Raw genomic sequence first — 21,258 nt, forward strand, 5'->3', positions numbered from 1 at the left:
ATACCTATATGTATTTTTACTTTCTCTTTTTAATATCTTCCCCTTAAATTCCTAATATAACTTAAATAACTTACCTACTTGAATTATACTACTTTTGGTAAGAACAAATTGTAATTAATCTATTAATTTATACTTATAAAAATAAGAACACTTCTTTACAAAAAGTGTTTCTTAATAATAGTATTCTTTTTAAAACTTTCCATTCTTTTTCAATTCCTTGTAATATTTACATCTACTTTGCAGCCTACATTCTCCACATTTTGGGTTTCTAGCAATACAACATCTTCTTCCATGAAATATTAGAAGGTGATGTGCAAGACTCCATTCCTTTTTAGGTAATTCTTTTTGTAGTTGCTTTTCAACCTCTAAAACATTATCCGAGTCTGCTAATCCTAAACGATTTGAAACTCTAAATACATGTGTATCTACAGCTATTGAAGGAACTCCAAAAGCATTTGATAAAACTACATTTGCAGTTTTACGCCCTGCACCTGCTAAAGTCACTATCTCTTCCATAGTTTTAGGAACTTCACCATTAAAATTATTTTTAAGTTGATTACACATTATCATTATATTTTTAGCCTTGCTTCTATAAAGTCCTATTTGTTTTATTCTTTCTTCAAGTTCATCTATAGATAATGTTAAAAAAGCATCTAAATCTGGGTAATCTCTAAATAAAGTTTCAGTGACTTCATTAACCTTTTTATCTGTAGTTTGGGCTGAAAGTATAGTTGCTACTAATAGTTGAAATGGTGAATTATGCTCTAATTCACATTTGGCATCTGGGTATAATTCTTTTAATATATCTAAAATTGCTTTAGTTCTTTGCTTCATAATAATCACCTTTCTAATAACTTAAAAGTTAAAAATAATAATTTTATCTTTCCTAATTGTTAATTCTTTTAATCTCATCAATGCAATTATTTATCATTAGAGAATCTCCTTTATATTTTTCAATGTCTTCTCCTTCATTATGTAACCTAATTATTGCATTTCTTCTTATGACGTTTTTACCTCTCCATCCACAAGAGGTTCTAGATATTTTTTCTTTAAACTCTTTATTGTTTAAATCAGCATAATATTTTATATCAGTTGTATTCATAAAGTCTAATGACTTAAACTCTTCTAAATTAGAAAAGCTAATTTCTTTATTATAAGGACAAGTATTTTGACAAATATCACAACCAAAAATTCTATTCTTGATAAGCTTATAATCTATCTTAGAAAGTTCCTTTTTTTGAGTTATGTATGATGAACATATATTAGGATTTTTTCTTCCTGTCATAATTGCTTTTGTTGGACAATTATCTATACAAACTTTACATTCATTACAACCATCATACTTTTGAATATCCTCAAAAGTTCCTGCATCTCTACAACAAATTTCTAAATCTGTTATTATCTCACCTAAAAAAACATATGAACCATACTTTTTAGTTATAATCATATTATTCTTTCCTATTATACCAAGTCCAGCTAAAAATCCTATATATCTTTCTGGAAGTGAATTGCTATCTACTAAAGGAATAGCTTTTCCTCCTAATTCATTTATATATGTACATATTTTATCTAAGTAGCTTTTAACTACTCTATGATAATCATATCCCTTTGTATAAACAGAAAATCCATTATCAACATCCTCTTTTCCCATATAATATGGGAAAGCTATAGAAATAATAGTTTTCCCATCTTCCATATATACATTAGGATTAATCCTTTTTTCTATATCATTTTCTTCAAATTCATTTTCTAGACCTTTTTCTTTTCTGTCTAAATAAAACTCACGTAACTCTTCAAAAACTCTGCACTTTACAAAACCAATAGTATCTAAACCTATCGAATTACAATACTTAACTATTTTTTCTTTAATCATTCTTAAATCACCATATCATTATAGATATTTTTTTTACTTTCATTATTTTTTTCTGTTTCTATCTCCGGGTTGCTTTTAACAACTCTAACTAAATTTTTTGCTGCTTTTCCTACTGCTGTAACTCCAGTTGGAACATCTTTTAAAACTACAGCATTAGCTCCAATCTTAGCTCCATCCCCTACTGTAATTGGACCTAAGACTTTAGCTCCACATCCTATCACAACATCATTTCCTATAGTTGGATGCCTCTTACCTTTATCTTTTCCTGTTCCCCCTAAAGTTACTCCATGATATACAGTAACATTATCACCTATCTCAGTAGTTTCTCCTATTACTACACCCATTCCATGATCTATAAACAACCCTCTACCAATTTTAGCACCTGGATGTATCTCTATGCCAGTAAAAAATCTTGCTAATTGTGATATAAGTCTTGCCATAAAGAAAAACTTTTTAGAGTATAAAAAATGAGCTATTCTATATGAAATTAGTGCATGAACACACGGATATAACAAAAATACTTCAATCTTACTTCTAGCCGCAGGATCCTTTTCCATTATATTATTCAAATCATGACTCAAATTCTTAAACAATCTAATACCCCTCCTTTGGTATGAGCTACTCTCGAAATATAAATATCACTTTGCCAGAGAAATACGCCTCTAGCATATATGTTTCTCATTTATTCAATGAGACATTTTTCCATAATACAAAAACATATTTCTCTTTTACTTAGTCAAACATTTATTCCTGCTTTTAGCATATATTTCTCTTAAGCAAAGCTGAACATTTCTCCTAATTGCTCTGTATTTTACTCATAAATTCCCATAGATATATATTTTTCTCCTCCATCTGGAGCTATAGCTAGTACTTTTTTGCCTTTTCCTAATTTCTTAGCTACTTGTAATGCTGCAAAAAGTGCCGCTCCTGATGATATCCCTATTAGTATTCCTTCTTTCCTAGCAAATTCAACTGCTGTATTTATCGCATCTTGGTCTGAAACTGGTATTATTTCATCAACATATTCTCCTTTGTAAATTGAAGGAATGAATCCTGCACCTATTCCTTGAATTTTATGAGCTCCTGGTCCTTTTCCTGCCAGTACTTGTGATTTTTCTGGCTCTACAGCTACAACCTTTAATGTTTTTATATTTTCTTTTAATTTTTTAGCTACTCCAGTAATAGTACCTCCTGTCCCAACTCCTGCTACAAAAGCATCTAAATCTTTAATATCTTCTAATATTTCATCTGCTGTAGTTTCATAATGTTTATTTGGATTCGCTATATTTTCAAATTGTTGTGGCATGAAATATCCATAGTTATCTACTAACTCAGTAGCTTTTGCTATAGCCCCTTTCATCCCCTTTGCTCCTTCAGTTAAAATTAGTTCTGCTCCATAAGCCTTGATTAAATCTCTTCTTTCTTTACTCATAGTTTCAGGCATAACTATAATTACTTTATATCCTTTTACTCGTCCTATCATAGCAATTGCAATACCTGTATTTCCACTTGTAGGTTCTATTATTGTAGATCCTTCTTTTAATATTCCTAACTCTTCTGCTTTTTCAATCATCCCTAAAGCAGCTCTATCTTTAACACTACCACCTGGATTAAACTTTTCTAACTTAACATATACATCAGCACTATTTTCTCCTACCATATTGTTTAGCTTTAAAATTGGTGTTTTTCCTATTAAATCTAGCATTGAATTATAAATCATAATTATTCCCCTTTCTCTACACATATCTTTTATATATATTTAAAATTAATTTCTTTTATTATATAATAATAATTTTCCTAGGAATTTTTATAAAAAAAATACGCCTCTATAACTTAGAGACGATAAAATATCCGTGGTTCCACTCTACTTGGATTATATGAAAATAATCCCACTCAATAAAGGTACAATCATACCTCTTCACTATAACGGGTGAACCCGTAACACCGTACTATTATTTCAGGCTTAAACTCCAAAGGGCACTTCGTTATAAATTACTGGCAAAAAGTTCTCAGCATCCTTTTCTCTCTGTAACCTTCCTTTATACTACTTTCCTTTTTCACAGTTTCAATTCTTACTATTTAACTCTGTTTTATATTTTTATTATATGCTTTTCTCAAATTTTGTAAACACTTTTTTTAAAATTTATTTTTCTTTTTCCACATTGGGTATAAAAACTCATCTATTAAGTCATGAGTATTTACTGATCCAATTAAGACATCATTGTCATCAACTACAGGGATAGATAATAGGTCATATTTTGATACTATTTCTATAGCTTCATTTATATCAACAAAATGTCTTATAACATTAGTGTTTTCATTCATAGCTTCTCTAGCCTTTGTCTCAGGAGTATTCATTATCAAATCCTTAAGTGTTAATATTCCTAACACTCTTTCATCTTCATCTGTTATAAATATTGAGTTTAACTGCTCATCTTCTGGTTCAGTCTCTCTAAGAATTTCAATAATTTCACCTATTGTTATATCTATATTGAAAGAAATAAATTCTTTACTCATTATACTACCTACAGTTTCATCATCATACTGTAAAAGTTCTTTAACTTCATTAGCATCTTCAGCTTCCAAATTTATAAGAATCTTTTCTCTCTCATCATCATCTAGTTCATCTAAGAAATCTGCTATCTCATCATTAGGCATATTTTCTAATAATTCTGCAGCCTTAGCTTCACTTATATCTTTAATTATAGCACCTTTATATTCAGGATCTATTTCTTCTAAGGCATCCGCTGCTAAATCTTCATCTATGAATTCAAAAATTTTCTTTCTTGAATTTGAATCTAAGTCCTCTAATATATCTGCTAAATCTGCTGGATGTAATGTTGATAGTTTTTTATATGGTATAGCAATTTGTAAATTATTATTTACCATTTCTAAAGATTCAACATCATCCCACATAAGAACCTTATCTTCAAAATCCTTATGAAGTGTTTTATATATTAACTTTCCAACGTTTAAAAGTCCAAATCTTCTTGCTCTAGCCATTGGCCCAGTCTCTACCGCTATTACTCTATATTCACCAGCTATCTCAGCAATTCTTAAATCATCAACTCTTACAACTTGCTTTCCATTTATATCTACAATTTTTTTATCTAAAAGGTGCTCTGATAAAAGATAAGAGTATCTTCTCGGCAGTATCTCTTTGCTCCCTCTAGTCATTATCTTTACTTTATTATCATTTTGTAAAAAGATTACACTTCTAAATTCATAATGAAATGTTGACCTATCTCTTTTCACTTTATATCCTATAACTCTTGGATACCCTTCATCTGTAGTTACATAAATATCCTTTAATGTACCTAATACCTCATCAAATTCGTCATATATCTTCTTGTCTAAAATGCTACTAAATAGTAGTACTGATAATTTTTTCATAAAGTTTCCTCCTATATTTAGAGAGAATAACTTTATTCAAATAATTTAAAACTTAAAGTAATTCCCTCTATACTATTATTTGATTTTTCTAACTTAATACTCTGAGGGACACCCTCCATCTTAAATTCACCACCTGTAAATTTTCTAAATAAATCTCTAGCAACTTAGCTAGTAGTATTTTAACAATATGTGTATATAATCTGATTCTGAATTAGCCTCAAATTTTTTATATACTAAACAATAAAGTTTTTATTAGCACATTTGCATATTAAGTGCTATTCTAAATGCAATTAAAAATGCCCATTAGCTGGGCATTTCATATACTAATATTATATTATAGAAACCTTGAAAGGCAACAAATTTTGATTTATATTTGAAATATTTATATTACCTATTTAATTTATTATATTATTTTTTATATCTATTCTAAAAAAGAGATATCGTGATAATTTTTTATTACGATACCTCTTTTTCATTATTTAAAATATACTATATTATTTAAAAGTTCTTAACGCTTTATAGTTAACTAATAAAATTAATATATCTCCTATAAAAGGATAAGGAAATACCTTTATTCCACCTAGGAAAATAATGAATTCAGCTATAGTAATCATAAGACTTATTGTAAGTAGTTTCATTCCCCATTTATTACAATACGGCTTGTCTACACATAGCAGTGCTACTATTGCAATAGATGCAATTATAATTAAATAAATAAGATTTGGTGTTAAACTATTTTTGAAAGTTATTATAAATCCAAATGAATTATTAATATTTATGTTTACCTTGTACAAATATAATTCGCCTATATATAGTAATAATAAAATAGCCATAAATATAAAATTATAATCAAATGTTGTACCTTCATTTCTTAAAAATATATATGCTGTACCTAATGCTACTAACGGTATAGCAGGATAATTAAGTAAGATAAAACATCTTAAAAAATATACTATTGTCTGTGATTCTATTAATGTCCCTATTAAAACTGCTATATATCTCATAAATAATAATGCAAATGTAATACAGAAAAATGTTTTCACTTTTTTAGGACATTTATTTTTATTTATTATTAGTAAATATAAAATAAAAATAATTATAAATATCAGAGTTAAAAGGTAAGCAAAATTTAACATAATATGTTCCTTTCATAGTGCTGTTATTTATAATTATTATTTTATTTTGTAAATTATTCTTTATTAATCTATTTTACACCTAAAATTTTCAGTCCACCTTTTATACACTTAATATCTAATGGGAAATCTGGACCTTTTTCTCCATCAATATCTGTAACTATATCCTCATAACATTCAATATGAATTTCCTTAGATTTGAAATATATTACATTTTCTGAGTCTAAGTGCTCCCCTTTTAATACCTTTATAAATAGAGGTATTAATTCCATTATAGGTATTGCCTTAAATATTATCACATCTAACAATCCATCTTTAGCATCAGACTTTGTAGCAAGCTTAAAGTTACCTGCTGTTTGGCCATTAAATACTAGCAAGAAATACATCTCACCTTCAAAGTTAACATTCTCTGAGTTTATCTTAACCTTTAGCTTTCTGAAGTTTGGTAACTCCTCTAAGCCTTTTAGGTAATATGCTAATTTACCTATAGTATTTTTTATATTTACATCTGTTTTTTGTGATACATCTGTAAAAAGCCCTGTGCTTGCTACATTAACAAAGTATTTATCATTTATACTTCCTAAGTCTACTGTAGTTATATGTGAATTTATAATCCTATTACATGCTTCTTCTATATCTGAAGGTATACCTAAGAACTTAGCGAAATCATTTGCTGTTCCTACTGGTAAAATTGCTATAGGTATTGATATACCTTGCTTTGCCATCGCATTAACAACTGAATCAACTGTTCCATCTCCACCAGCTACTAAAACATATTTATAATCAAAATCTTTTACATCCTTAAAAGCCTCAGAAACATCTTCGTCTCTACTTATCCTATACGGAACTATAGTATATCCAGCATCTTGATGAATACTTATAACCTTATCTAACTTAGAAAGAATTAAATTTTCACCTGAGTAAGGATTGTAAATAAACTTTACATATCTCACAGCTCTACCTCCCTAGTATCTTTACTAAAATATTACATATATTAAATTATAACATACTTAACTTTTATAAATCATTATATTACTAATAATATTTTGTAAATAATCTTTATATAAATATAGCTTTTCTATATGATTACAAATTATAGTATTATATTTTATTAGGTATTATGTTATAATTATATATCATTAATTTGGAATTATTTTGGGAGTGATTATATGAAAAGATCTTATATTCCTAATGCTTTTACTTTTATTAATTTATCTTTAGGCATATGTTCAATTTTATCCACAATAGACGGTAATTACGCATTAGCAAGCATTTTTATACTTTTAGCAGGATTAATAGACAGATATGATGGGAGAATTGCGAGATTTCTTAATGCAAGTAGTGAGCTTGGAAAGGAATTAGATTCTTTAGCTGACTTAGTTTCATTCGGTGTAGCACCATCAATTCTATCTTTTTTATTATTTAATTTTAAAGGTGTAGGACCTACAAGCCTAATTGGATTTATAGTACTACTAACGTTTCCAATATGCGGTGCTTTTAGACTAGCTAGGTATAATGTATCTACCTTTGATGGTGTATTTGCAGGAGTGCCAATAACTATTGCTGGATGCTTTATGGCTTTATTTATTTTACTTACTATAAACGTAAATATGTCTGCAGTTATACCAATGCTTCTTATGATTGTATTTTCTTATTTAATGGTTAGTAATTTTAAATTAAAAAAATTCTAATTATAAAAAGCTGTGCATATGCACAGCTTTTTATAATTAATAATCTAAACATAAATCACTATAAAACTTAAAGTATTAATTATTTCTATTAACCATTAATTCTTATCTTTTTTAGGCTCTTCTTTAGGTCTAGGTCCATAGTTACCTCCAGGTGAGCTATTAAATCCTCCTGAACTAGTAACTCCTGGTGAGTTTGAAAATTGTAAATCACTATCCACCTCAGTTAAAATAAGGTCAGTATTACCATTTTTCAGTATATAATCATTCATAACTGCTACATACTTATAGTATGATTCCCCACACTCTTCAAGCAAATCTATTAAATGATCAATTTCATCTCCTAGTTTATCTGCTCTATTAACAGCTTCTTTGACATATTTTGTCCTTGCTTCTGGTATATTATTTAATTCAAAAGCACCTCCAATTAAAAGTCTATAGGAGTCTGTTAATGTTTTTAATAAACTAGCTAAATTACTTAAATTTATATAATACTCGTGTATTAATTTGTTATATCCCATTAGCTACCTCCTACACAAAAAAGTAACATATAGTTATGATTACATATACCGCTATTAATACTATTCCTTCAAACCAATTAGTACTACCATCAACGAAGACTATATATGACATAAAAATAGCTAGTCCTGCTATTATTATATTTAGTACTGAAAAAACTAAGGCCATTTGTATTCCTAGTAAAAAAGCTGTTAATACTAGAATTGGAGTTGCAAATAATGCTATTTGTATTCCTGAACCTATAGCTATCTCCAAACTTAAATTTACTTTATTTCTTACAGCACACATAATAGCTGAAATATTCTCTCCTATATTACCCAAAACAGGAATTAATATTATCCCCATAAATCCTTCGGATATATTAAAATTCTCTATAATAATATTAGCATCATTTATTACTTTTTCTGACAAAAAGTATATAGCCAAACTTATAACAAATATTTTTATTAGTAAGATAACTAACTCTCTCTTATCTGATTTCTTCTCCTCTATTTTTTCAGTTTTGTCATCTCCTAATATTAAATTACTATGTGTATATAATGAATATATTAGCCCTAACAAATATACACATATTAAAATTATTGATACTACAGCACTTATTTTTATTACTGTTTCAGATGGTATACTTGAATAATTATTTATGCAAGCCATTACTACCATAGATGACATAGCTAATAACAACATACTAAAGTTTGTTTTAGCATTATTCTTATTAAAAGTTTGTTGCTTATATTTTAATCCACCTAATAATATTGAAACTCCAAGTACTAAGAGCATATTATTAACTATACATCCTATCATAGCAGCTTGTACCATAGAAATAAGCCCTAATCTCAATGACCATATTCCCATTATTATTTCAGGTAAATTACCTAAAGTAGCTGTTAATAATCCTCCTTTTTTTTCTCCTATATATTCTGAAATACTAGAAGTGAATTCCCCAAGCATAAAGGCAAGGGGAATCATTGCAATTGAATGTATTACTAATCCTAATACTATATTAGTTGTATTAATAAAGAAGCACCCTAATGAAATTATAAATAGAATTATGCTATCTCTTGTTTTCCTATCTCTTAAAGCCTCTAGCATACTCATCATCTATATCACTATATACACTTCTACTATTTGATCCTTTATAATTTTCTTTTGTTTCTCCTTTATTTATATATTTATCTTTATTATTTGTAGCACTATTTATATACTCATCATCTATAGAGTTGTACATAGTTGCCTCCACATAAGTAGCTTCTTTCTCCTGTAATGCCTTATAATATTCTTCATCAACTTCTTGTCCATTTGTTTCTTTACTACCAGGCTTTATATAAGTGGCCTCTTTATTTTGTAATGCTTTATAATACTCCTGATTAACTTTCTCTTCACCAGTACTCTCTCGATTCATTTCTGTTGTGCGTTTATCTAACAACCCTAAATTTTCCTTATAATCATACATAACAGGAACAAAAAAGTCCCTAGGCATTGATATATACATAACTTTTCCTCCTATGCATCTTTAATTTCACAGCATGGTTTAAAATATGCCCTTGGATATTTGCAAAGTGGACAAATTAACGGAGCTTCAGTACCTTCATGTATATATCCACAATTCATACAACACCACTTAGATTCTTTTGGTCCACTAAACATTGTTCCATCTTCTAATTTGTCATATAGCTTCTTAAATCGTTCAGAATGTGATTCTTCTACTTCTTGCAATTCTTTAAAGAAATCAGCTATATCATTAAACCCTTCTCTCCTTGCTTCATCTTCAAACTTTTTATAAATATTCTTGTATTCTTCGTTTTCCCCCATAATAGCATCTAATAAATTCTCACAAGTAGAATTCACATCTTTTAAGAATTGTCCATATACTCTCCTAGCATGAGCTAGTTCATTTTTAGCTGTCTTATCAAATATTTCTCCTACCCATTGATATCCTTCTTGTCTTGCCTTCTCAGCAAATAATGTATACTTAGTATTTGCTCTACTTTCTCCTGCAAAGGTTCTATAAAGATTTTTTTCTGTATTACTTCCTTTTAAATCCATAGTCTTCTCCTAAAAAATATTTACACTATTAAAATATTCAAAAGGATTTAATATGTGCCTTTAAGAAATAAGAGAGCAGCTTGAACTTAATTCATTCAAACTGCTCTCTTATTTCTAATTTACCATTATCCATTATCATTAATTGATATAAATTTTTCTATCATTATCACATAAGATTTCTATATTTTTACCTTCCCTTGTTTTTGTCTTTAATAGTACTTTTCTTCCCCATAGATCAAATAAATACTTTAATGTCTCTTTAGCATATAAAAGTTCTAGTTCTCTTCCATCAAATACATGTTCTAATGTTAAAGTACCATCTTTTCTGTCTAAGTCAACAATTCTGATATATGGTATTCCACCTACTCCACAAGTAGATGATAATGTATCTCTTATAATCTTCCATCCTTCATCATCAGAAACTTCTTCGATTACAAAATCAAAGCTCTTTTTAGCATATTGGAACAAATTCAATTCATTACATAAATCTTGTGTTAAATATTTTCTTAAGAATGAATTATCTCTTTCTAGACTTCTAACCTCAAAAAGCTTTTCTCTTCCATATCTCTTTTCAATATCTTGGAATATCTTAAATCCCATATAATAAGGGTTAAGTCCACCAAGTATAGGAGCTATTACATCATTGTGTCTTTTTAAGAATTCAAAATGAAGTCCTTCTGGTAATTCCAAAGAATTTAAAATTGTGTAGTGCCAATAGCTTGCCCATCCCTCATTCATTATCTTAGTTTCTATTTGTGGCATAAAATATTCAGTTTCTCTCTTAACTATTTTTAATACAGTCTTTTCCCATTCTTCTAGATATCCATATTTAATTATAAATCCTATAACATCATCACAAGGTTCAAGTGGTATTTTATTTAAATCAGGAAGTTCTATTTCTTCATCTTGGTCTAAAACATATCTACCTTCAATCTTTCTATTATACTCATTCATTAGATTAGCTTTTATTTCTTCCTGACTTAACTCCTTAACACCTACTACTCTTGGTATTTGAAACTTTAATGCATGAGCTGCATCTAATATCTTTTCTACCTTTGCATATCCTATATTAGGATCATTAACATATCCTCTTATTATTTCAGCATCTAGCTTAAACATCTCTAAAGTATAATAAGCCTTAGTTCCTTCTTTAAATAATCTATTATTTTTGAAGAAATCATTATGACCATATACGTGTGCCATTGTTAGTATTTGTAATAATAATGAATTTTCTCTCATCAAATATGCTAAGCATGGGTCTGAATTAATAACCATCTCATATGGTAATCCAGTTAAATTAAGAGAATATAATGTTTTGTTTTTTTCGTATGCTTTTCCATAGCTCCAATGTGGATATTTAGAGGGCATACCTACGTATGCCTCATATCCAATCATTTCATTATATCCAATTATCTCAAATTCTTGAGGATAATAGTCTAAACCAAAGCTTTTAGCTTTTTCTTCTATTTTTACATTCCATTCTTGTAAATCATTTAAATTATACTCCATCGTTTCCCTCCTTAAGCTCCTTACTAAGCATTATCTTTAAAGCATCCCAAAGATTTTTCTTTTCCTTAATTATTACAGATACAAAGTTCTTTTCATGTATCTCTTTATTAAAACGATAATACATAGTAGTTGAATAAGTTGATGGTAAAAGTTCAGCATATCCAAACATATTACTTATTTCACATAAATTTTTAACTGCATTTATTGCTCTTTCATTATCCTCTGACCAGTTATCACCATCACTAGCATATATAGGATATATATTCCATACCTCTGGAGAATACTTCTCTTCAATTATCTTTAATGCCAAATTTAATCCACTAGATATATAAGTTCCTCCTGATTCAGCTTTATGGAAAAATTCATATTCATTTACGTTCTTAGCCACAGTAGTATGTGAAATAAACTCAAAAGCTATATTATTATATTTTCTTTTTATAAATCTAGAAAGTACAAAGAAGAATGACCTTGCAAGATATTTTTTAGTAGTATCCATAGACCCAGATACGTCCATTATAAATATTAAAACTGCATTACTTTCCTTTTTAGGTTTCTTTTTAACTTTGTAATACCTTAAATCATCTTCTCTAAATGGGAATCTTTCTAACTCCTGATCTATACCACTTTCCATTAAAGCTCTCTTCTTACCTTGTTTTCTTGCTGTCTTAGACATAACAGTCTTTTTCTTTGCCAACCTTGGTCGTATTCCGTACTTTTGATACCCACGCTTCCTTGAAGCACTTTCTGTTAAAACTTCTGAAAACTTCTTTCTATCTAGATTAGGCAAGTCTAAATCTTCTACTATATAATCTAATAATTCTTCCATAGTGATTTCTGTTTCATAAATATCATCACCTTCGCCTTGCCCTGCTCCTTTATTTCCTTTTTTTCCACTACCATCTGCTGAGCCGACTTTATCCCCTCTTTTTTCTTCACCAGTACCAGATGCTACTCCAGTACTATTTTTACCAAAAATAAATTGATACTCTTTAATTCCTCTAATAGGTATTTTAAACTTCTTATTTTTAGTTTCACCTACTATACTTTCCTCTGATAATATGTCGCCAATATTTTCTTTTATAGACTTCTCTACTAATTGTCTGTGTCTTCTTCTATCTTCTATACTTCTATCGTGTTCAATAGGATTATCGCTATTATCTCTAAAGATTGCCATAGCTATCAATCCTTCCACAAATTATTGGCAGCATATTTTAAGATTACATCACAGCAGTGTAAGCAGTATCCATTATTTTGCATTTCTTCTACCATCGCGTTGTATTTTTCAGCTTGCTCAGTATCTCTAACTCTTGACTTAGTTATAATTCTTGATAAATCTTTTACTGATGCCATAAGTTTCTTTTCGATAGCTTCTTTTAATGGCTCATAAGAAGTATAGTCTATCTTTGATCCATTTCTAACTAAGTAGAACATATATGATGTTACATCTGCTCTAAAGCCCTTAGCTGATGCTTCAGATACTCCAATTTGCTCTTCTATGCTTCTCATAAAATCTTCATCTGGATTTAATTCCTCTCCAGTTGAAGCATCTTTGATTTTTGTCTTATTAACAAAAGCTTCTGCATTATCTATATAATTATTGAATAAACTTTCAGCTTGTTCTCTAAATGAATGTATAAATGCCTTAGTAATTTCTTTTTCAAGAATCTTATTATATTCTTTTCTTATTGTATCTTGAATAAATGCAAGATATCTCTTCTTATCTTCAGCTGCAATATCAAGTTCCTTAATAGATTTTATTATGCTTTCCATTATGCTTAACGGATTTATACAATCATATTCTGAATTTGATAAAGCATTATCTATAGCTTTAACTATAAATCTTGTACTGATACCTTTCATTCCTTCATAAGGACCAGCTTCTTCTCTAAGTTCACTAATATCAATTCGTTTTGTTGTTCCTTTTTCAACTAAATCTTCACCATTATAAATCTTTAACTTAGTTATAGGGTCAACCTTAGCTGATGGAGTTAATCTTGAAAGTATAGCAAACATTGCTGCAATTTCAATAGTGTGTGGTGCAATATGAGCTTTAAAGTTACTCTTATTTAATATCTTTTCATATATTTTCACTTCTTCTGCAAGCTCTAAGCAGTAAGGTACTTCTACCTTAACTATTCTGTCTAAAATAGCTTCATTAGTATGGTCTGATTTAAACCTATTCCACTCAGCTTCATTAGAGTGAGCTATTATAAGACCATCAAAATAAATCATTGATCCTTTACCAGGTGATGGTATAGATTTTTCTTGAGTAGCTGTTATTATAGTATGAAGATATTCAACATCATTTTTAAATACTTCTATAAATTCAACTAATCCTCTATTACCAACGTTAAATGCACCGTTTAATGAGAATATTCTAGGGTCATCTTCTGGATAAATATCCATCTTAGAGATATCTATAGCTCCAGTAAGTATTGAAGTATCTTGGTTATTAGGGTCTACAGGTGGTACTACCCCTATACCTTTTCTTGAACGAATAGAAAATCCTGTTGTTTCTACTGGAACATTCTCATATTCACCATTATATTCATTCAATAATTTATACTTACATATTGGACATAAGTCTCCTTCAATTTGAACACCTAATAATTCGTTAAATTTTGGTCTTAAATGATTTGGCACTAGGTGTAAAGGTTCTTCATGCATTGGACAACCTTTGATTGCATATATAGGTTCACATTGAACTAATGCATTTTTCAAAGCTTCTACTAATGAAGATTTACCTGCTCCAACAGGACCTACAAGATATAATACTTGTCTAGATTCTTCACCTTTCATTGATGCAGAATGTAGGTAATTTACTATCTTCATAATTACATTATCAATACCAAAAAATTCATCTCTAAAGAATCCATATTTCTTTATGGTTTCGTTTCCGTATATTTTCTTTATTCTAGGGTTCTCTTCTCCCTTTAAAGTTTCAACTCCTTTACTCATAATAGTGTCATATATTCTCTTATGAGCAAGCTTAGCTACATCAGGATTTTCTCTTAGTATTTCCAAGTAATCTAGAAATGTGCCTTCAAACTTATCTCCATTTCTGCTTTCTCTATCTGTACGAATAAATTCCTTAAAATCCATAACTACTCCCCCTTTATAATTTAGTATATTATTGTCTTGAATATATATATGACTATTTTTTATATTAAAATGACTACATATTATTTAAATAAAAAAAGGTTAGGAATTATTTTCTCAATTCCTAACCTTTTTTTATCTATTATTTAATTCTTTTAAAATATTTTATTGCACCTTTTCGTGCCTCATCAAATCTAACAATTCTTCACCATACTTTTCAAACTTCTTCTCACCCATACCTCTTATAGATAATAACTCTTCTTTATTTTTAGGATGTTTGTTAGTAATTTCTATTAATGTTGAATCAGAAAAAATTATATATGGCTTAATTCCTTCTTTCATAGCTCTATCTTTTCTCCATAGTCTAAGACTATCAAATAATTCTTTGTTTAAAATCTTAACCTCTAAATCATCACTTAGTTTGCATATTACCTTTAATCCTGATTTTAATACCTTATAAGATTTATCGTTAAGCTTTAGCATAGAATATGTTCCTTCTTTTAAGTCAACATAGCCAAGTTCTAAAAGAGTTTTTATCAAATCTCTTATAAATTTACTGCTATAATCTTTCATTATTCCATAAGTAGTTAATTTATTTAATCCATCACTAGCTATTTTAGGCCCACTCATTCCTCTTAATACATCTACTAAGACAGAAATACCATACTTCTCCCTACTTCTATAAACACAAGAAAGTATCTTTTGAGCTTCTATTGTATAATCTCTAAGCTCCTCATTATTTAAACAATTGCTACAGCTATTACAATAACCTCTTACATTTTTCTCACCAAAATAATTCAGTACAAAAGACCTATAGCATTCTTTACTTTCACAAAGGTCTATCATTCTTTGAAGTTTCGATATCTCAACTTCCTTTCTATTAAGAGACGCTGTAGTATAAATTAAATATTCTAAAGTTCTTATATCACTTCTATTAAATAATAAATAACATTTAGAAATATCACCATCTCTTCCTGCTCTTCCTATTTCTTGATAATAACTTTCTATATTTTTAGGAATAGTAAAATGCACGATATATCTTACATTAGGTTTATCTATTCCCATTCCAAAAGCATTAGTAGCTATCATTACATTTATATTTTCTTTAAGAAATTCCTCTTGATAATATACCTTTTCATTATCTTTTAATCCTCCATGATATTTACCTACCTCATATCCTAAATCTTTAAGATAATAATAAAGATTATCTACCTCTTTTCTTGTAGCACAATAAATTATCCCTGCATTATCTTCATTTTCTCGTATAATATCTTTTACAAACTCTAATTTATCCTCTTCAATATGTACACTTATAATAAGATTATCTCTATCAAAACTACCAAGATATTTATATGGATTTCTTAAATCTAAAAGCTTTATTATATCTTCTCTAACTACTTCTGTTGCAGTTGCTGTAAAAGCCGTTATTACCGGTCTATTAGGTAAACTATTTATAAATGGCGCTATTTCCCTATAGCTCTTTCTAAAATCATGCCCCCATAAAGATACACAATGTGCTTCATCTATAGCTATTTGACTTATCTTCAATCTTCTTAATTGCTTTTTAAAAAAATCATTTTCTAATCGCTCTGGTGCTATATATAATAATTTTACCTCTCCACTTTTACACTTTAAAATTATGTTATCTATCTCTTCTAAACTTTGACTACTATTTATGTACTGTGCCGGTATTCCATTATAATCTAAACTATCAACTTGGTCTTTCATAAGTGCAATAAGAGGTGAAATAACTATTGTCATACCCTTAAATATAACTGCTGGTATCTGATAGCATATTGATTTTCCTCCACCAGTAGGTAAAACTCCAAAACTATCTCTACCCTTTAAAATATTAGTAATTATCTCATACTGCCCTTCCCTAAAAGAACTATAACCGTAATACCTTTTTAAAGCCTCAAATACAACATTCATATCATCACCCCTTTCTTTAGTTAAGAGTTAAAAGTTTATAGTTAATAGTTTCTTACTTTATATTTTAAAATCTGTTCAACAGATTTTTTTCCTTTAGTATAGAATCACCTCAAATTAAGTAATAAATTATTATAGTTGAAATGATATTTATTACTTGATTTTAAGTCCCATTAATCTTGTTAAGTCTAATCCTTGCATTGCTGTTACTGTAGCTCCATATATATTTTCTATATCGACATCTATTCCTTCAATATCACAACTTGTAAAATCTTGTTTTCCTAAGAATGTTTTATTAAAATATCCATTAGTTAAATCACATTCTTCAAAAACTACTTTATCTAGTTTTACTTCTTGAAATACTGCTTCTTTTAAATTAGATTCAATAAAGTTTACATTCTTTATTTTACTAAAAGAGAATGTTGCATAACCTCCCATTACATTTTGGAAAGTTGCATCTTTAATAGAACACTCTGAAAAATTAGCACCCATAAGCTTGCAGTTTACAAATTCAACTCTATGTAAACCTCCACCAGAAAAAGATACATTAGATAAATCACAATTTTCAAATCTCGAATCTAATAAATCTATTCTAGTAAAATCGCAATCTTCAAATGCTACATTTCTAAATATACACGAATCAATAGTAATTCCAACATCATTTTTTTCTCTTATATCTCTATCTTCAATAATTTTATTTTGAATCTTTTCTTCATAAATCACTTCATCGTATATATCTTCAATTTCTTCAAAATCATCTATAAACTTAGGCTTTTGAACTTTTATTAACTTAGCCATAATACTCTCCTCTTTAATACCAAAATATTTATTAAATTAATAATACAACAAATATCTATAATTTTCTTTAAAAATATATTTATTATATAAATTATAACTATTTTTATACTTCTAAATAAATAAACTACCCATTAAACATTTTAAAATTATTTAAGAGGTAGTTTATATTTTTTAAATTTTAGTATTAACTTTTTTATCTAGTAAGTTTTTTAGATTTATTTAGTCGAAAATTTATATATAGTCTTTTCTTTAAAACTTTCTCCTTCTTTTAATATTACTGATGGGAAATTTGAACACTCTAGTGAGTTTGGGAAATATTGAGTTTCAAGACATAATCCAGCTCTCTTATTATAAACAGTATTACTCTTTCCGTTCTCTCCATCTAATACATTTCCACTATAAAACTGAACTCCAGGACATGTAGTATATATTTTCATTTCTATACCACTCTCATCTCCTTCAAGCTCTCCCACATACTTCATATTTTCTTCGGAGTCTAATATAAAGTTATGGTCATATCCTAATCCATTCTTTAATTGAATGTCTTCATCGTTTATATCTCTTCCTATTTTTTTACCTTCTCTAAAATCAAATGGAGATTCTTCTACATTTAATATATTTCCTGTTGGTAAGCAATGCTCATCATTTTCAGTATACTTACTTGCATTTAATTTTAACTTATGTCCTAATATATTACCTTTATTTTCACCATTTAAATTAAAATAACAATGATTTGTTAAGTTAACTATAGTCTCTCTATCAGTAGTTGCATAATAGCTTATTATTAGTTCACCTTCATCATTAAATTCATATTTCACTTCTATACTAAGATTCCCTGGATACCCCTCTTCTAAATGCTTTGAAACTCTAAAAAAAGTTATACTATTTCCATTAATAATATGATCCCAAACATATCTATCAAATCCCTTTTTTCCTCCATGAAGATGATTAGGTCCATTATTAATAGCTAATTCATATTTAGTGTCATTTAAAATAAATTTACCTTCTTTTATTCTATTTGCATGTCTTCCTATAATAGCTCCTAAATACGATATATTATTTTCATATTCTTCTAAAGTTTTATATCCTAGGCATACATCTACTAAATTTTCATTTTTGTCTAATACATTTATTGATGTTAATGTACATCCATAATCTAATATTGTAATATACTCTCCTATTTGATTTTCAATCTTAAACTCATGTACTGCGATACCTTCTTTAGTTATTCCAAACTCTCTTTTTGTTATTCTCATTACTATCCCCCACTAAATTATGTTGTTTCTAATATTTCTACTTAAAAATAAATCCTAAGTTGTGTTTATACTCTAATATTTCTCTAATTTTATCAGGTTCAAACTTATATTTATGATTATGATCTAATAATCCATTTACTTCTTGTTCTACATCAGTAAGTTGTGTATAACAGAACCCACATACGTCTTCTATATCCATAACAACTTGAGTTAGCTCATTTATCTTATTTATTACAGAATTCTGATCTTGTAATCTTTCTCCATATCCCCACGATTTATCTGAATTACTTTCATCAATATCGTATGCAATCCCACCATATTCACTTATAATTATTGGCCCATTATTATACTTATAGCCCTCACTATAACATTTTCTTGTACTAGTCTTAGATGGTGAACCATTTGCTGCTTTCTCTATATTTTTGTAACTTTCGGCCATAGTGTCCTTATCTGAATTATAATCATGAATAGTTAATATATCTGATATAGTATGTTCCCATCCATCATTACCAACTACTAATCTACTATTATCTAAAGATTTTGTTAAGTAAAATAAGGCATTTACAAAGTTTTGTTGTTTTCTATCACTATATACTTCGTTTATTCCCCATGATTCATTTAAAAGTGTATAGACTATAACTGAAGGATTATTATAATGCTTGTCTATAAAAGAATATAATTCCTTTGTCACATTTTCATTTGTTATATTACTATATTCAAATGTACTTGGCATTTCTGCCCACATAACAAGACCTAATGTATCACATAGGTACATATATCTATTATCTTCTATCTTCTGGTGCTTTCTAGCTCCATTAAAGCCCATTTCTTTAATCTTTAATACATCATCCTTTAATTCTTCTGGTGTAGCAGTTAATCCACCATCTTTAAAATACCCTTGATCTAATATTAGTTTTTGGTAAAATTCTTGATTATTTAAGTATATCTTTCTTCCTATAGATTCAACTTTTCTCATACCAAAATAACTATCTATCTTATCCAGTGTTTCTTCTTTTCTACATAATTTAAATTTTATATCATAAAGATTTGGCGTATTTGGGGTCCAGAAGTTCAATCTAAAATCTGGATCTTCAGAACTTACATCTATAGTTAATCTTGCTCTCTTGGATTTAAATGCAGTCGCAAATCTAGTTATAAACTCTCCTTTAAAATAAACTTCTCCAAAAAGATCTACAGTTTTATCATCTTGATTTATTCTTATATCTAAATCTAATGATGCATTATCTATCTGTGGAGTCATTTTAACATCAGTTAAATATGTATCTCCTACTTCTTCAATCCATACTGGCTGCCATATACCTACTGTTCTTGTATACCAACATAAGAAATTTTCTTTTTTCCATGATTGTTTACCTATAGGTTGAGTGCACTCATTTCTATCTTCAACTCTTATAATTACTGAGTTATTTTCTTTAATATATCTTGTAATATCCAAACTAAAGGGAGTATGTCCTCCTACATGTGTGGCCATATGATTTCTATTTATCCATATATCGCATTTATAATCTACTGCTCCAAAATTTAATATATATCTCTTATTTGCTTTTATATCTATTTTTAACTCTTTTTTATACCATACAATTTGATGATCTTCATTTAATTCAATTCCTGAATTCTTAGTATGATAACTATATGGTACTTTAATTTTCATACTATAAAAGCTATCATCCATGAAACGTTCATTTAATTCACCTACGTTTTCATCATCAAATGCAAATTTCCATTCTCCATTTAAATCAATCCAATTTTCTCTTACAAATTGAGGTCTTGGATAATGCAACTTATCTAAAATAATAATCCTCTCCCATCCCAATAAGATTAGCTTAAACATTAATCAACTATGAATTCTTACACATATTTAATTAATCTTTTAGTTATTCTATTAACTTTTTAGTTACTTTTTATAATATAAATATATTTAATTTACTATCTTTTGTCAACGTTTTCTAATGCTGCTTTATTTAATAATACAGATAAATCTTTATGCTATAATAACT

At 28.3% G+C, this 21,258-nt stretch carries 19 protein-coding genes and 1 other annotated feature; of the genes, 1 reads left to right on the forward strand and 18 read right to left on the reverse strand.

Annotated elements, in window-relative coordinates; genetic code table 11:
* Positions 1-189: 189 nt before the first annotated feature.
* The 7 genes from nth to ARA56_RS04685 form a co-directional block, all read right to left on the reverse strand.
* Complete coding sequence (gene nth, locus ARA56_RS04655; RefSeq protein WP_055264473.1) at positions 190-834, reverse strand: endonuclease III; 645 nt, start codon at positions 832-834, stop codon at positions 190-192.
* Positions 835-886: 52 nt separating this feature from the next.
* A complete protein-coding gene (gene queG / locus ARA56_RS04660) occupies positions 887-1,873 on the reverse strand; it encodes a tRNA epoxyqueuosine(34) reductase QueG (protein ID WP_055264475.1) in 987 nt (328 codons plus the stop codon).
* A gap of 2 nt (positions 1,874-1,875) precedes the next feature.
* Positions 1,876-2,466 carry a serine O-acetyltransferase EpsC gene (gene epsC / locus ARA56_RS04665; RefSeq protein ID WP_055264477.1) on the reverse strand — a complete coding sequence of 197 codons (591 nt, stop codon included), beginning with the start codon at positions 2,464-2,466 and terminating at the stop codon, positions 1,876-1,878.
* 218 nt (positions 2,467-2,684) lie between these two features.
* Positions 2,685-3,593: a cysteine synthase A gene (gene cysK, locus ARA56_RS04670; protein ID WP_055264479.1), complete on the reverse strand. Its 909-nt coding sequence runs from the start codon at positions 3,591-3,593 to the stop codon at positions 2,685-2,687.
* 112 nt (positions 3,594-3,705) lie between these two features.
* Positions 3,706-3,943 (reverse strand) — a binding site (T-box leader).
* Between the two features lie 66 nt (positions 3,944-4,009).
* Positions 4,010-5,266: a magnesium transporter MgtE N-terminal domain-containing protein gene (locus tag ARA56_RS04675; protein ID WP_055264481.1), complete on the reverse strand. Its 1,257-nt coding sequence runs from the start codon at positions 5,264-5,266 to the stop codon at positions 4,010-4,012.
* Between the two features lie 494 nt (positions 5,267-5,760).
* On the reverse strand, positions 5,761-6,270 hold the full coding sequence (locus ARA56_RS04680; RefSeq protein ID WP_231072637.1) for a hypothetical protein: 510 nt from the start codon (positions 6,268-6,270) through the stop codon (positions 5,761-5,763).
* Between the two features lie 200 nt (positions 6,271-6,470).
* On the reverse strand, positions 6,471-7,352 hold the full coding sequence (locus ARA56_RS04685; RefSeq protein WP_055264485.1) for a YegS/Rv2252/BmrU family lipid kinase: 882 nt from the start codon (positions 7,350-7,352) through the stop codon (positions 6,471-6,473).
* A gap of 216 nt (positions 7,353-7,568) precedes the next feature.
* Between ARA56_RS04685 and pssA the strand changes: the two genes are divergently transcribed.
* Positions 7,569-8,090: a CDP-diacylglycerol--serine O-phosphatidyltransferase gene (gene pssA / locus ARA56_RS04690; protein ID WP_055264487.1), complete on the forward strand. Its 522-nt coding sequence runs from the start codon at positions 7,569-7,571 to the stop codon at positions 8,088-8,090.
* Positions 8,091-8,185: 95 nt separating this feature from the next.
* On the opposite strand, the gene ARA56_RS04695 is transcribed toward pssA, so the two are convergent.
* From ARA56_RS04695 to ARA56_RS04745, 11 genes are all read right to left on the reverse strand, one after another.
* Positions 8,186-8,608, reverse strand: coding sequence for a hypothetical protein (locus ARA56_RS04695; RefSeq protein WP_070205651.1), 423 nt, complete (start codon positions 8,606-8,608; stop codon positions 8,186-8,188).
* Positions 8,609-8,618: 10 nt separating this feature from the next.
* Positions 8,619-9,704 (reverse strand): calcium/proton exchanger, encoded by a 1,086-nt coding sequence (cax, locus tag ARA56_RS04700; RefSeq protein WP_084758954.1) that lies wholly within the window; start codon positions 9,702-9,704, stop codon positions 8,619-8,621.
* Positions 9,673-10,095, reverse strand: coding sequence for a hypothetical protein (locus ARA56_RS04705; RefSeq protein ID WP_055264491.1), 423 nt, complete (start codon positions 10,093-10,095; stop codon positions 9,673-9,675). The genes cax and ARA56_RS04705 overlap by 32 nt, the downstream gene beginning before the upstream one ends.
* An 11-nt stretch (positions 10,096-10,106) precedes the next feature.
* Positions 10,107-10,649, reverse strand: coding sequence for a rubrerythrin family protein (locus tag ARA56_RS04710; RefSeq protein WP_055264493.1), 543 nt, complete (start codon positions 10,647-10,649; stop codon positions 10,107-10,109).
* A gap of 138 nt (positions 10,650-10,787) precedes the next feature.
* On the reverse strand, positions 10,788-12,158 hold the full coding sequence (locus ARA56_RS04715; RefSeq protein WP_055264495.1) for a SpoVR family protein: 1,371 nt from the start codon (positions 12,156-12,158) through the stop codon (positions 10,788-10,790).
* Complete coding sequence (yhbH, locus tag ARA56_RS04720) at positions 12,148-13,332, reverse strand: sporulation protein YhbH (protein WP_055264550.1); 1,185 nt, start codon at positions 13,330-13,332, stop codon at positions 12,148-12,150. The genes ARA56_RS04715 and yhbH overlap by 11 nt, the downstream gene beginning before the upstream one ends.
* 5 nt (positions 13,333-13,337) lie before the next feature.
* Positions 13,338-15,260, reverse strand: a complete 1,923-nt coding sequence (locus ARA56_RS04725) for a PrkA family serine protein kinase (protein WP_055264497.1) — start codon at positions 15,258-15,260, stop codon at positions 13,338-13,340.
* 162 nt (positions 15,261-15,422) lie between these two features.
* A complete protein-coding gene (recQ, locus tag ARA56_RS04730) occupies positions 15,423-17,189 on the reverse strand; it encodes a DNA helicase RecQ (protein ID WP_055264499.1) in 1,767 nt (588 codons plus the stop codon).
* 150 nt (positions 17,190-17,339) lie between these two features.
* Positions 17,340-17,984: a pentapeptide repeat-containing protein gene (locus ARA56_RS04735; protein WP_055264501.1), complete on the reverse strand. Its 645-nt coding sequence runs from the start codon at positions 17,982-17,984 to the stop codon at positions 17,340-17,342.
* A gap of 215 nt (positions 17,985-18,199) precedes the next feature.
* Positions 18,200-19,240, reverse strand: coding sequence for an aldose epimerase family protein (locus ARA56_RS04740; RefSeq protein ID WP_055264503.1), 1,041 nt, complete (start codon positions 19,238-19,240; stop codon positions 18,200-18,202).
* 37 nt (positions 19,241-19,277) lie between these two features.
* Positions 19,278-21,092 carry a glycoside hydrolase family 2 gene (locus ARA56_RS04745; RefSeq protein ID WP_070205652.1) on the reverse strand — a complete coding sequence of 605 codons (1,815 nt, stop codon included), beginning with the start codon at positions 21,090-21,092 and terminating at the stop codon, positions 19,278-19,280.
* Between the last annotated feature and the right edge of the window lie 166 nt (positions 21,093-21,258).

Origin of the sequence: Clostridium disporicum, from assembly GCF_001405015.1 — a bacterium.
Classification (GTDB): Bacteria; Bacillota; Clostridia; order Clostridiales; family Clostridiaceae; genus Clostridium; species Clostridium disporicum_B.